Origin of the sequence: Streptomyces sp. NPDC052107 (genome assembly GCF_040680215.1) — a bacterium.
GTDB lineage: Bacteria > Actinomycetota > Actinomycetes > Streptomycetales > Streptomycetaceae > Streptomyces.
In genome coordinates, this window is sequence record NZ_JBFAWG010000039.1 from 21713 (window position 1) to 35500 (window position 13788).

The 13788-nt window shown below is 67.4% G+C and carries 7 protein-coding genes; 2 read left to right on the forward strand and 5 right to left on the reverse strand.

The annotated features are described in order from the left end of the window. The first annotated feature begins 143 nt into the window (after positions 1-143). Positions 144-1049: a hypothetical protein gene (locus AB0M27_RS30555; protein ID WP_365726313.1), complete on the forward strand. Its 906-nt coding sequence runs from the start codon at positions 144-146 to the stop codon at positions 1047-1049. Positions 1050-1484: 435 nt separating this feature from the next. Here the strand turns inward: AB0M27_RS30555 and AB0M27_RS30560 are convergent, their stop codons facing one another. Further along, positions 1485-1901 (reverse strand): hypothetical protein, encoded by a 417-nt coding sequence (locus AB0M27_RS30560; RefSeq protein WP_365726314.1) that lies wholly within the window; start codon positions 1899-1901, stop codon positions 1485-1487. Positions 1902-2405: 504 nt separating this feature from the next. On the opposite strand from AB0M27_RS30560, the gene AB0M27_RS30565 reads away from it, so the two are divergent. Next, positions 2406-3992, forward strand: a complete 1587-nt coding sequence (locus AB0M27_RS30565; RefSeq protein ID WP_365726354.1) for an IS4 family transposase — start codon at positions 2406-2408, stop codon at positions 3990-3992. Positions 3993-4136: 144 nt separating this feature from the next. Here AB0M27_RS30565 and AB0M27_RS30570 read toward each other — a convergent pair whose 3' ends face one another. The 4 genes from AB0M27_RS30570 to AB0M27_RS30585 form a co-directional block, all read right to left on the reverse strand. Further along, positions 4137-7367, reverse strand: coding sequence for a type ISP restriction/modification enzyme (locus AB0M27_RS30570; protein ID WP_365726315.1), 3231 nt, complete (start codon positions 7365-7367; stop codon positions 4137-4139). A 325-nt stretch (positions 7368-7692) separates the two neighbouring features. Next, positions 7693-8778 carry a DNA helicase gene (locus tag AB0M27_RS30575; RefSeq protein WP_365726317.1) on the reverse strand — a complete coding sequence of 362 codons (1086 nt, stop codon included), beginning with the start codon at positions 8776-8778 and terminating at the stop codon, positions 7693-7695. Continuing rightward, positions 8775-10631, reverse strand: coding sequence for a DUF1998 domain-containing protein (locus AB0M27_RS30580; protein ID WP_365726318.1), 1857 nt, complete (start codon positions 10629-10631; stop codon positions 8775-8777). The genes AB0M27_RS30575 and AB0M27_RS30580 overlap by 4 nt, the downstream gene beginning before the upstream one ends. Beyond that, positions 10628-13756 (reverse strand): helicase-related protein, encoded by a 3129-nt coding sequence (locus tag AB0M27_RS30585; protein ID WP_365726319.1) that lies wholly within the window; start codon positions 13754-13756, stop codon positions 10628-10630. Before AB0M27_RS30585 ends, AB0M27_RS30580 begins: the two co-directional genes overlap by 4 nt. Positions 13757-13788 lie beyond the last annotated feature (32 nt).

Sequence of the window (13788 nt, forward strand, 5' to 3'; positions counted from 1 at the left end):
CTGACACATCTCCGCCACCCCTCGACCGTGATGCCCCGACGCGCAGCCCCCACACGTTCAACCCGCCGCGCGTCCATCCGGGCAGTCCACTCGCGCGCGCGGACGAGCTCCTGCACGGCGCGTGGGGTTGTGGCTTCGACGCGATGGCCGCGGTCCTTGGCGTAGCAGTGGACTGGCCGACTGGGCCGGACGGCTACGCCGTCACCACGGTCGAGGACTTCATCCGTGAGACGGCCGCGTGGTCTGATCTTGGCGAGTCCCAGGTCCGGGCGGCGCTCGCCCGGCTGCTACTGCACCAAGGAAACGCCGCCGACCACCGTGACCACGCCTACACCGAAGTCGAACGCCGAACCCGGCTCACCACACATCCGCTGATCGCCCACCAGGACGGTCGGATCCTGATTTTGCCGTGGCTCGTCCATGCCGCACAGCAGGTCTACCAAACCGCCTTCGACGACGGACGCCTGCCCCACGCCGAACTGCCGAAAAAAGTGCGCGACGCGCTCACCGTGCACCGGCAGGTGCTGGAGAAGCAGTTGGAGGCCGACATCGCCGCAGTCGCCTCCCGCCTGGGCATGCCGCACTTCGGCAACCTCAAGGAGAAGGACGCTAACCGGTTCGGCCTGCCCACCGACTCCGGCGAGATCGACCTGCTGATCGCCGACCCGGCAGCCGAGCGGCTGTGGGTAGTCGAGGCAAAGCACCCTCACCCCGGACACTCACCCCACGCGCTCCAACAGCACATCGACCGATTCACCAAGACGAAAACCGGCTACCTTCTCAGACTGCGCCGCAAGGCCAACACCGTCGCCGCGCACCCCGACGCTGCCGCCGCTGCCTGCGGCGCCCCGCCCAGGCACAGCTGGCGTGTGGTGCCGCTCATCGTCACCCACCTCGTAGAACCCACCGCCTTCATCGCCGATCCCCAGGCCACCTTCACAATCACCGCTTATCTCAGCGACCTGCTCGCCGCCCCACACGATCCACCCCCTGGCTGGTGGCAACCGTCCTCGCCGCAGAAGGCGTATAACCAGCTGGCAAATCAGTAGACCAAGTTCGACCGCTAAGGATGCACCGGATGGTTTGAAGCGGTTCAGCGTTCGTTCACAACGCTGTATGCAGCTCGTAGGCGAGGTAGCGAAATTCTGCAGCAGTGTGGGCCCGGCTTGGATGTCAGTCTTCGAAGGCCGTCGCCCGGGGTCCTCTCCCACGCGACGGTCTCAGTGCGCACGCCTTCGAGGTGGGAGCGGCGCGTCGACAGCGTCGCACTTGGAGCAGCTGACGGGAAGGATTCTCCGCGTCCAACCCCGGCTGCCTCCGCATGGGCGTCGGACCGCCGAAGGCGGATGACCGTGTAACGGTCTGCTGCGCAACGCGCCCCACCCCAGTGGGTTCTACGACGTACCTCCTGGCGCTCGTCTAGGAGATGTGCGTGCGGATCGCACGTGTCTCGATCTCAAGATCACGCTGGTGGCTGGCCGTCATCACGCCAAGTCAGCGCGCGTCGAACCCCGATGTGTTTGCCGACCCTGGTCAGCCGAAGCTCGGTCACGCCACTTGCGAAAGATGCGGACCTTGTCGGTGCCGGAGGTCAGAAAGCGCAAAGCAGGGTCACAGTAGACGCCCGCCTCTTCGAGCGCGAACTGCAACTCCACCGCCTGTCCCCTGCTCAGCCGGACTCGCCGGGTCTTCATGAGTTGCTCCAACATCTCCTCCCCGCTGATCGGATCACCAGCCTCGGTCGTAGGCGGATTGCTCTGCCATGGCTCGACGAGGCGCTGCAACTCGACTCGACGCCAGATCTCTGTCAGATCGCGACGCAAGAGGTAGATGGAATCGGTGTCGACAAGGAGGTCACGGAGCGTTTCCACTGCGTAAGGCACTCGGCCGTCAGCGAGCATGGCTCTCCTAAGGAAGTAAACGAGTAGGGATTTTGTGGCGCTTCCTCTTAATTACAGAAGACGAGACGGTGATCCGTCAACCCAATCACCACGAATCACGCCAGAAACGCATACACGCTGGTCAGGGCCCCATCAAGCCCACCCGATGTCCGTTTTAACTTGGCGCACACAAAAATTAAGTTCACTCCCAACAAATTCGAGACTCACAAATGAGGTCGCCTCAAAATCAGGAGTTGATTACATTTCTCAGACTCCGGAAAAGTCAGGGCTTGATCAAGTTCCGTTGGGGTCGGGCTTGGGGGTGATGCCCAGGAGGGCCTTGACCCAAGGCCGGGTAGTTAGCGTTTTCGCAGGTCACGCAAGCTCGTTGAAGGACTTCCGACGCAGAGCAACGGAACTCGTTGGTACAGGCAGTCGACCAAGACAGCTTGTCCCGAAGGAGCTCCGTTGCCCCGTCATTGTGTCCTGCCGTCTCCGCTGACGGCCATCACTCGAACGGTCACCGTGGCCGGGGGCCGGTTCGCTCCAGGGCATCTGGGGGAACTGACGGCGGTCGTGCCGTTTGAGCTGGTGGACGCGGTCCTTGCGGAGACGAGGACGGTGCAGCAGCGGCTGCGTGATCTTCCGTCGCGGGTCGGGGTCTACTTCTTGCTGGCGATGTGCCTGTTCCCTGAGGTCGGCTATCGCCTCGTCTGGGACAAGCTGACCGCGGGTCTGTCCGGGATGCCAGTGGTCTGTCCGTCGGCGAAGGCGTTGCGTGACCTGCGCCGGCGGATCGGCAGCGCGCCGGTGCGGGCGTTGTTCGAGGTGCTGGCCGGGTTGCTGGCCCGTCCGACGACGCCAGGTGTGCGTTTCGGTTCGTACCGGACGGTGTCGTTCGACGGCTGCAGTTCGCTGAGGGTTCCCGATTCCGAACGGAACCGGGCCTGGCTGGGCAGGACTTCGCATCATGGCTATCCGACGCTGGAGTTGATGACGCTGGTCGAGACCGGCACCCGGGCCCTGGTCGGCGCGGTGTTCGGCCCCACCGCCGAGGGCGAGACAAGCTACGCCGGCCGACTGCTGCATCTGCTGCGGCCGGACATGCTGGTGCTGTGGGACAAAGGATTCGACAGCAACGCCTTCCTCGCCGGGGTCACCGACACCGGCGCCCAGGTCCTGGGCCGGCTCCGCAGCAACCGGCGCACGCCGGTCCTCACCCGCCTCGCTGACGGCTCCTACCTGTCGGTGATCGGCACCGTGAAAGTGCGGATCATCGACGCACAGATCGCCGTGACCTGCGCGGACGGCACGTCCTTCACCGGGTCCTACCGACTGGTCACCACCCTGACCGACGCCCGCCGTTACCCCGCCACCGCGCTGGTGAGTCTCTATCACCAGCGGTGGGAACACGAATCCGCGTACTACGCGCTCCGCCACACGATCATGAACGGGCGCAACCTCCGCTCGGGCGACCCGGCAGGCATCGAGCAAGAGATGTGGTCACTGCTCACGCTCTACCAGGCCCTACGCACCGTGATGGTCGGTGCCGCCGAGACCCTCCCCGGCACCGACCCGGACCGCTGCTGTTTCAGCATCACGCTCCACACCGCCCGCGACCAGGTGATCCAGGCCACCGGCATCGTCACCACGGACACCGATCGGGACACTCTCCTTGGGACGATCGGCCGTCGGATCCTGACCGGCCTGCTCCCGCCCCGCCAGCAACGGGTCAGCACCCGCAAAGTCAAGTCCCCGATGTCCCGCTACAGCGAGCGACGCGAAGACGGCCGCCCCGACACCAGCCGCACCGTCACCCACCTCAACGTCACTGTCCTCGAACCCCTGGATCACTCACCCGCGCTTCCCTCGGCCTCCCGGGACGACCGGCACGCCGCCCCAGCCGCGCGGCGCCGACACCGCATCCTGGCCCTGCTCCAGGAAGACCCCACGCGTCTTTGGCAGCCCCGTGACATCGCCGCCCACTTCGGCGATGTCACTCTGGAGACCATGTACAGACAACTGAATCGGTGGGCCGCCAGCGGCCTCATCCACAAACTCGGCCCCTGCCTCTACGCCGCAACACCGTGGTCTCCAGCCTCACTTGCGTGACCTGCGAAAACGCTAACTACCCGGCCTTGGGTCAAGCCCCTTGGTGGAGGCGTCGCGGCGCAGGTGGCGGCGACGCATGGGACGGCTTTCCCGCGGCACACCGTTTTTGCCCCGGCCAGCCTCGTACCCCTCTTCTATGGGCGGTCATAGGTCGAAGAGGCTGTCTGGCTCGTCCGATGCGGCTTTGAGGGGTTTGGCGGCATCGGCAGGTACGGGGAGAACGCCGCCGGTGAACAGGTCGGCGGTGGTGATCAGTGGGCCGGTGCAGATGGCGTCGAGGAGTTCGGCTTGGGCTGGTTCTTCTCGTACCAAGAGGCCCAGGACGTTGAGTAGTTCCAATAGCTCCGTGGTCCATGCGGGAGACCAGCGGTCGGCAACGACGTGATCGAGTTCCAGGCGTCTTTTTCCTGCCGGTGTGCGCTTGCGGTAGCCGAACCACTTGTCCAGGACGTTCATGCCGGAGACCTGGTAGCGCCGGACGGGTGGCGGGACGGGGTTGATACGCCCGCTGCCGATCCAGAGATCTTGGGTAACTGGGTCGTAGACGAGCCGTTCGGGCATGTCTTCGGGATCGTCGGGTATCTCCTGCAGGCACTGGGGTCGGTCAGTGGCGAGCAGGACTTTTCCATGGGGTCTTCCGGCGGCGGGGTCCGCGTACCGTTCACCGTAGGTGTGCAGCCATAGCACTCGCCGTCCCAGGGTGACAGCCTCTGACCACAGGTGTCGATCCGCAGTGAGGGGTATGCGGGCTCCGCCGGCTTCCAGGTCTTGGAGGAAGCGTTGCGTGTAGGCGGGGTGGCTGGCGACCGCCGCCATGTAGGCCACGACGTCTTCGGCGGTGACGGGTTGTTCGAGGCGGCGGCGCAGGAGCTGAACCAGCCCGGGGGCGAGGTTGGGCAGGGTTGGGGCTCGGTTGCGGTAGAGCGGGTGGGTGCAGCCGCTGCGGTTGTTGTAGTAGTCCATGTCGGGCAGGAGTGCGCTGAAGATGACTGCGGGGCCGTTGATTATGGGGTGGGCGTTTTGTTCGATGACGTAGATCTGGAGGTTGCTTCGTACGCGCCACAGGTCGGGGCGGGCGACAACCATGAGTCGGTGGTCCGGAATGATCCATTGGCGGTCGAAGGCGCGGTAGCCGACCCGGACGGGATCGGCCTGGGGACGGCCCTCGGTGCGCAGCGGTGTCTTGTCGTAGCCGGTGACGCCGGGGAGGGGTTCGACGCTGCTGTCGAGGTGCCGATCGCGTGCTTCACCGAACATGGTGCGGCGTCGTTCGGTGTCGGCTGCCAGGAAGCGTCGCCATCGTTTTTCGAGGGTCTCCTTGTCGGGTGCGTACACCCACATGCGTCCGGGGGTCACTCCGCGTGATGACCACGGCATGAGGTCTTGCAGGCGGATAGAGGTCTCCCACAGGTCGCTGCCGGGCGGCAGGAAGGGAGCTGTCTGGTCTGTGGCGCAGGTGCGCCACTCGCGGTCATCCAGGGTCAGGGCCGTCAGCCGTTCGATCTTCTGCCGGCGAGATCCTGCGACCTTGAGGTGTTTGAAGACCGGTGGCCCGGGCCGTGGCTGTTTCCAGCGGACGAAGACCGCGATACACAGTTCCTGTGCAACTTCGGGGAAGATGCGTGTGGCCACGTCCGCGCGCTGGCCTTCCGGTGAAACGTCGATGATCCAGCCGGCGTCGGCTGTGGTGCGCAGGTAGCGGCGCATGCCCGCAAAGGCCCGCCCTTTGATCCATGCCTTCGGCGTGAGCAGTGCGACGACGCCGAACGGGGCGTCCGCGTGTGCGTCGAACACTTTCCAGGTGGCCCAGCGCCAGAAGTACACGTGAAGGTTGGCGAACTTCGATTCGTAGCGGCCGTTGCCTGGGAGCCGGAAGGCGTCGATTGGGGCGGGGATCCCTGCCGCGGGATCGCCTCGTTCCACCCATTTGCCCGCGCCCTTGCGTACGGCGTCGTGGGGCGGGTTGCCCATAATGACCATGACACGTTCGTCACGTTTGATGTGGTTGGCCTGGCGGCGCGAATCGTCGAATGCCCGGTAGGTGTGGGGGATCCAGTGCTCGTCGGCCGTGGGGCTGTCCAGAGCGTCGGCCACCAGGAGCCTGAGGCCTTTGGCGGGAGCAGCCGATTTGTAGCGCTTGAGCATGGCGTGCATGCGCAGTTCGGCCACTGCGAAGGGGCCTGTCTGCATCTCGAAGCCGACCAGTCTGCGCGCGACCATTTCCCGCAGGCGCGGGCCCACGGCGCCTGGCCCTTCCTCCGCGCTGATGGTGTCGGCCGCCCGTTCCAGAGCGGTCAGCAAGAATGTGCCCGTGCCCATCGCCGGATCGACCAGCACCACGTCGGGGGAGGCAAAGCCCGAGGGTATGCCGAAGCCCTCGTGTTGCAGGATTTCTTCGGTAAGCCGCGCCATCGCCGCGACTACACCCCGCGGCGTGTAGTAGGAACCGGTCCGGATGCGCAGTTCCGGGTCGTAGATGTGCAAGAAGTGCTCGTACAGCAGGAAGTAGGCGTCGCCCGTGCCGTCATCGAGGAGCTCCCAGTCGACCACGCCGACGACGCGCAGCAAGGTGGTGAGCGTGGTGGACAGTTCGCTGACCGACTCGCCGGCCAGGACTTCCAGCGCTTTACCCATCAGGGAGTGCTTCTTGCCGAGCTTGGTGGCGATGCCGGTGACCGTGTCGCCTTCGAACACGATGCCTTCCACCCGGGCGAGCAAGAGAGCGAACACCACGGCCTGGCCGAACTGCTCGATGAACTCGCCGTCCGTGGTCTCTGGGAACAGCAAGCGCCGCCAGTCCTTAGCCAGTTGGGTGAACACCGGCTGGCGGCGGTACGCCTTTTCCAGGGCGATTGCCTCTCCTACCTCCGTCGACAGCAGCTGGCACAGCCCGGCAACGGCCCGCACCAACTGGCCGGTGGTGCGCGGAGCCAGGGGTTTCCAAGTGAGGAAGTCACGCAGTACTCGAGCCAGGCAGCCGTCGGCCGGAGCAAGCCGGGCACCTGATGTACGGACCGAGCCCTTCATCCGGGCCACATCGCCAACCTTCTGGCCGTTTTGGTAGACGGAGAATTCGTCGCCGTCACACAGCAGAACGTTGGGGAGCAACCGGAGTTTCTCCCACTGCGCGGCGTTGCGTCCCGTGTAGGCGGAGGGATCAGCCTGCGTCCCGGGCCTCTTCAGCTCGATGAACCCCACCGGTGCACCGCCCACAGCAACGGCGTAGTCGGGACGGGCATTGAGGTCAACCAGGGGAACCTCGCCGGTCAGCGTCACCTCCAGGCCCAGCCCCCGGCAGACCGACCGCATCAGGTTCTCCAGCGGGCCACGCAGCTGATCCTCCTGCCATCCCCCGCCTCGCAGCTTCGGCGTCACCTCAGCACCGAACGCAGACACCGCAGCCCGCACGGCCGCCTCATAACTGGTGTGATCTCTACCGTGGATCCTCACGCCGCCCCCATCCCCCACGGCGGCCGAACGGGACGGCATCGCGACGGCGCCATTCCCCTGGCCGCGCCGCGCTCCCAGCGAGGCGTAACGACCGGCCGGACGCCTCGTCTTCGGAAGACCGTAAGCGCCCATCACGGGGCGCTTGGAGGGGGCGTCACGCTTCCCGAGGCGCACGCCCGGCGTGAACATGGGGGCTCATCAGCACCCGGCAGCAGGCCTTGGCCGCCCCAGCCTCGCGAGGCGGCTCTTGTCAGCCGCGCAGCAACTCGCGCCGTCCCACCCGGGCCAGCAGCGCGGGTTCCGCCTCTCCCTCGTACGCGAGATGCAGCTCGCGTCGTGCACGGGTCGCCAAGACGTAGTAGGTCATCCGTAGGGCCGCGGAGGTGGGGTCGATGGCCGCGTCGGTGTGCGTGTCGGGTACGACGACCGTGTCGAAACCCAACCCCTTGGCACTCGCGCGGTGGACCAGGACGATTCCCGGGCGGCCGAGGTCAAGTGTGCGGTAGCGGCCCTTGATCGCCTGGTAGGTGTACAGCTGCGGCTTGAGGCGGGGTGCTCTCTTCTCCAGACTGCCCAGCAGGGAGAACTGGGTGCGCTGGGAGTTCACGATCACACCGATGCTGCGGTCTGGGTGCTGCTGGGCCAGCAGGATCAGCAGGTCGACGGTGCCCCGGTCGGGCAGGCGGTGCACCCGCGGCAGCGGGCCGTCTCGATCGGGTAGCGCGGGCAGGCCGGCCCCGGTGTGGAAGTGGGCGGCGAACGTGGCAATCTGGCGGGTGTTGCGGTGGTTGCCGTCAACTTCGTGGCGCGTGCACTTGCCGAGGCGTTGGGCGATCTCCGCGAGGGTGGAGTTGGTGTCGGTCAGGCGCTGGCACTCGTCGGCGTACACCGTCGTGCGGGCCCCCAGCAGTCGGCACAGGCGGTAGAACTCGGGCGGCAGGTCCTGGCCTTCGTCGACGACGAGCGTCAGGGACGGATCGGGCTCGGTTGTCGCGGCCCGCTCGTAGAAGGCAGGCCAGTCGTACCAGCCGTCTTCGCTGCGCGGCGCCTTGGGTCCGTACCACTCGGCAAGCCAGGAGTGCGCGGTGGCGACGCGTACGCTGCGGTCCGCCGGGCCCAGGGCGTGGACGATGGCGGCCAGCGACTGGCGTAGGAGGTTGGAGCGGGTGAGCAGGACAACCGGCGTGCCCATCAGAGCGAGCATGACGGCCCGCTGGGCTGCGAGGAGGCTCTTGCCGCTGCCGGGGGGTCCGCTGATCAGGTGGTTGCCGTCGAACGGGAGGTCGTCGAGCGCAGCCCGCTGCTGGGGGGTGAGGTCGAGGTAGGTGAGTGTCATGAGGTGGGCTGCTCCACAGCTGCAGCCGCCTCTGCTCGGGCGGCGGTGACGATGGGCTCGAAGTAGCCGGGCACGTGCTCGCCGCCCACGACAAGGGCGCGGTCGAGCAGCGTGTTGCCGGCCTCGCAGCTGGTTTCGGGCAGCAGAGCGCAGGCATGGCAGGCCGCGCGGTTGAGGTTGCCGAAGCCCTGCCCGGAGTGTTCGGCGCACAGCGGGTCGGCGGAGCACCAGGCGGCTGCCTCGGTCATGCGTAGCAACGTCTCGGCCAGGCGGGGCGGTTCGCCCTGGCGCACCAGGCCGCCGAGGGTGCCCTCGGCGTCGCCGGCCGCGGTGTAGACGAGGATGCCGTACTGATCCTGGTCGGGGCGGGCGTAGATCCGTTCGCGCAGGCTCGCCGTCGTGTAGCCGGATTCGAAGGAGAGCTGGCGGATGAGGAGGTGTGCAAGCGTGTGCAGCAGGACGAACCGGGGGGACAGCTCCGCCCCGGTCAGGGCCTCCAGGCGGTCCTTGTGGAAAGCGCGGTCGAGGTCGGCACGCATCCCGGCGACGCGCCGGCGTACCTGCCCGTCGGCTTCCCATTCTTTGAGGGCGTCCTTGTCGAGGGTGAGGAAGATGCCTTCACCGAAGACCTCGACGGCAGGCAGCCACTTCAGGCGCCTGGTGGTGTCGGCGGGGACGACGGTGGCGTCGGGGGACACGCGGGTGAAGCCGGACAGGGCGCGGACCTCGCGCAGTCGGTCGGCGAGCAGGATCCGTCCGATGCGGCGGTGCAGCCCCGCCCAGGGCTGGGTGGTCTCGTGGGCGAGACCGAGCGTGGTCTCGCGCAGGGCAAAGTCACGTGTGGCCGGGGGGACGGGTGCCATGAAGGCAGCCCATTCCTCGCGGCTGAGGTCGGGACGCTCGGGCGTGGCAGCCGCGCCGGGGGCGGTCGCCGGCATCTGACCGGTCTCCTCGGCGATCAGGAGGTCCAGGAGGGCGTCGTCGGCGCCGGTGTCGTCCTGGATCATCGAGCGGAAGACGTCGGCGCGCGGGGTTGCAGCCACCTTGCACAGGGATACCCACAGGTCGTGTTCGCGTACCCGGGCTGCGAGGTCTTCGTCGGCGTGGTGCGTGGGGGTTTGCGTCTCCGGGATGTCGAGGGCTGAGTGCACCACGGGGTAGTACAGGTTGCCAGCGGTGCGCTGCACGATCTGAACGGGCTTGGTGCACTCCACCGCTTCGTTTCTCCGCTGCCAGGGGTTGCGTCCGCAGCAGCGCATGCCGTGCGTGCCGAGGATGTCGAGCAGATCGCGGGAGGCGCCGCAGCCCTTGGCCGCGCAGGCAACCGACAGGGCTTCGAGGCCGGAGGCCCGCTCGGAGACCAGGAAGCGGAGCTTTTCGCGTTCGCCGCACTCCCTGCGCTCTCCAGCCTCGCGCCGTGAGTGGGCCCAGAACCACCAGTCGACGTCGCTGAGGTGACCGGCGGAGCAGATTTGCACGAACCTCATGGGCGCCAGCGTCCGTCCGGGCGAGCAGGACGGGCAGCGCGGTGGCTGTCCCGGCTTCTCGTCGGCGATGCGCCAGCGCTTCATGCGCCGGCACGCCCCGCAAAACAGCCAGGACGGGAAGCGGATGTAAGGCGCGCCGGGGGCGTCCGGGGTGTCGTAGCGGTCGTTGGCGGTGGGCGGAGCGGCGTAGAAGCCGGTCACTCCGAGGCGCGAGGCGAGTCTGGGCGCGTCCACGCGCTGCTTGGCCCGCTGTGGCCAGTCGCCGATGCCGGTGGCTACGAATGACTCGCCCTGGATGTCGAAGACGGCTCCGACGCCAAAGGGCAGGACGGTCTGCGACTGGCGTACCCGTAGTGTGCGGCTCACAGGTCCGCTCCCTTCACCATCACCTGGCATTCTCGGTCGACGTTGCGCATGGAGTTGGGTGTCTCCCACAGGCCGTAGCGCTGCTCGAAGCTTTTGATGAGGTTGGACTGGCCCTTGCCCTGGCTGCGGTAGTACAGCTCGCGGCCGTCCTTGCGTGCCTCGCGGGCGGCCTGTTCCCAGTCTGCGAGGAGTGCGCCGAGTTCGGTGCGTACGGCGTCGGCCGCGACGGCTTCGCCGGCGGTCGCGACGCGTGTCGTCAACTCCTCGATGAGGTTTTCCGCTTCGGGAATGCGGTCGAGGATGTGTCCCGCCTGGTTCTCCGCTGCCAGGCCAAGGCGGTGTCGTATGAGGATGATGAGTGCGGCGTGCAGTGCGCGGCGTCGGGAGGGCACGGACCAGGGGGTCACGCTGGTCGGTTCGACGTGCCGGTAGAGGGAGCGGTGGAATACGTCGAACGTCTCGTAGTGTGAACGGTCGCGTGGACGGGTGGCGTTGAAGAATGTGACGACGAGTCCGGGCACGGTGTGTCGGCCGACGCGGCTGGTGGCCTGGATGTATTCGGCGGTCGTCTTGGGCTGGCCCTGCATGAGCATGAGTGCCAGCCTCTTCACGTCGACGCCGACGGACAGCATGTTGGTACAGGGCAGGAAGGACACCGACTGCGCATCGTCCCAGGGCTTTTCGAGCCGGTCGAGGAGTACCGGCTGCTCCGCGCGCGGCAGGTTGCTGGTGAGCTCCTGCACGTGCTGGTCGGTCAGTTCGCGAATTCCTGAGCCCGAGTCGAGGCCTTTGAGCTGTGCGGGGATGTCGTCGGCGGCGGCCGTGACGGTGCGTCCGAGTTCGCGCAGGCTGTGGTGGTAGGCGACCAGGGTCCAGTAGGCGTCGCGGTGTTCCAGCGGTAGTTCCCAGGCGCCTTGGAGCATGGCCGCGGCGGTGGCCACGGCGGCACGGCCCGCCGTGTGGCCTTGGGCCATGACGCCGAGGTAGAGCCGTCCGGGCCGTGAGGTGTCGGGTTCGGCGAAGTAGGAGTGGCGGGCGTCGAGTCCGGCGGGTGGGAAGAGTTGCACTGAACTGCCGTACAGGGCGCGGATCTGCTCACCGGAGCGGCGGATGGTCGCTGTGGAGGCCACCACCTTCGGACCGACTCCGTCACTGGTGGTGCACAGCCCGAGGATGGCCGACTCGTACAGGCCGACGGTGGTGCCAAGCGGTCCCGTGAGCAGGTGCAGCTCGTCCTGGATGACGAGCGAGGGCGGCAGGTTCTTGGTGTCGGCGCCGAACAGTCGTCCGGCGCACGGCTCCCAGGCGAGTCGGGCGAACTTGTCGACGGTGCCGAGGACGAAGGTGGGAGGCCGGTGGTAGAGCTGCTGGTCGACGACGGCAACGGGCAGCTCGTCATGGAAGGCGCAGTCCTCGCGCGGGCAGTAGAAGGCGAAGGAATCGGCGCTCGCCCGCACTCCGTAGTCGGTGATGTCGGGGGACTTGTGGGCGGGCAGGATGCGCGTGCCGCACCAGGGGCACCGGTCCAGGATGAAGGCGTCCTCGGGCCGGGCAGCGGCGCGTACCTCGTCGAACGTGGCGCGGGCGGCCTCGTAGGTGTTGGGGGAGGTGGCCTCACCCACCCACAGGCCAATGGAGAAGGGTTCCTTCCCATAGGTGTCCGGGTCCGCGCGGCGCAGGGTCTCCAGGGCGCAGACGGTGGTGGCCGCGCGCTGGAACTGCTGCGTGGTCAGCAGGCTCAGGCTGTAGCGGCTGAGGACGGCGGTTCCCCCGCCGTCGGGCGCATAGCGGCGCAGGACCATGACGAAGGCGGCCAACAGCAGGTATGCCTCCGTCTTGCCGCCACCGGTCGGGAACCAGATCAGGTCGGTGGTGGCGCGGTCGGGGTGCCGGGGGTCGGCCACACCGTCCAGGGACAGGAGGAAGAACGCCAGCTGGAATGGCCGCCAGGTCGCGTCCAGGCTCGGCTCCGGGTCGAGCAGGACGGGCTCACGGCGGGAGCGCCGCTCGCCGGCCTGGTCGCGGGCGGAGTGTCGCATCTGCAGGGCCATGGCACGGTTGGCGGCACGGAAGGCGTGGAGGAGTTCGGGGCGGCACGGATCGCAGAGCGTGCGTACGCCGGACTCGATGCGGGCGATCGCTGTGCCGATCCGGCTAAGGATCCGGTCGGCGGCCTCACGCCCCCACTCGGGGATGTCCGTGTTGAGCTGCCCTACGTACCAGGCCCGGTAGTGGGCCGCGAACTCGCCAAGTTCTTCACGGAGTTGGTCGCCGGAGAGTGCGGGGTCCGCAAGGTGCGACACGTTCAGGACGGGGGAATCCGTCAGGCCTGCGGCCCGGGTGCCGGCGACCTCGGCCTGCGGCATGACGGCGGCCTTGACCCCCGTCACCCGCCCGGAGTCCTCCTCGCGCTGCTCCTCGACCGCGCAGCCGTGCCCGACGGCGTGTGTCTGTACGTGCCGGTACTGCAGCCGCAGTTCCTGTTCTTCCTCATCGCGGCTGGCCAGGCGGACGCTCGGATACGGCAGCACTGTTCCGTCCACGGGCCGAGCCTGCAGGCCCACCTGGAAGAGCATCCGGTCCCACTGCGCCGCCTTGCCGAGGGCCTGTTCGTGATGCGCACTGTTCACCAGGGCTATGGTGAGCAGCTGTCCCCTGCCGAACGTCCGGCGGCGTACGCGGATCTCGGCCCGGCCGTCGAGTACCGGCACGCGGTCACGGTCCGGTCCGAGTGTGTGGGTCTCCTCAGGAAGCGGGATGCGTTCCCAGCGACGGCCTCGTTCGCCGGTTGCCGCCCGGGTCTCGTAGCGGGCTGCGGTGCAGCTGACGGTGACGGTGCTGGTGTCGGTGTAAAAGCTGAACCCCAGGGACGATGGCAGCCAGGAGTTGGCCTCGGGAACGGGGTCGGTGGATGGCGCGGTGTCGTCGGCGGCGGCTTCCGTGCCGTTTCCTTCCAGCTCCTCCGCCGCGAGATTCAACTGGCGTTGAAGATCGGCCTCTTGGGGATACAGCGTGCCCATGAGGTACTGGCGGTCGGGCGGGGCGTCGAGGATTTCCCGCTCCCCGCCGGCGGGTCCGACGAGTTGCCGGTGCAGGTAGGCGACGAGTTCCTGTCGGGCGTCCATGGTGCTCCTGGGGCTGATCGGGAAGTTTGAAG

Excerpts from the sequence above, each read along its gene's own strand:
- AB0M27_RS30560 (WP_365726314.1), bottom strand. The coding sequence starts at position 1,901 with ATGCTCGCTGACGGCCGAGTGCCTTACGCAGTGGAAACGCTCCGTGAC.
- AB0M27_RS30575 (WP_365726317.1), bottom strand. The coding sequence starts at position 8,778 with ATGACACTCACCTACCTCGACCTCACCCCCCAGCAGCGGGCTGCGCTC.
- AB0M27_RS30585 (WP_365726319.1), bottom strand. The coding sequence starts at position 13,756 with ATGGACGCCCGACAGGAACTCGTCGCCTACCTGCACCGGCAACTCGTC.
- AB0M27_RS30555 (WP_365726313.1), top strand. The coding sequence starts at position 144 with ATGGCCGCGGTCCTTGGCGTAGCAGTGGACTGGCCGACTGGGCCGGAC.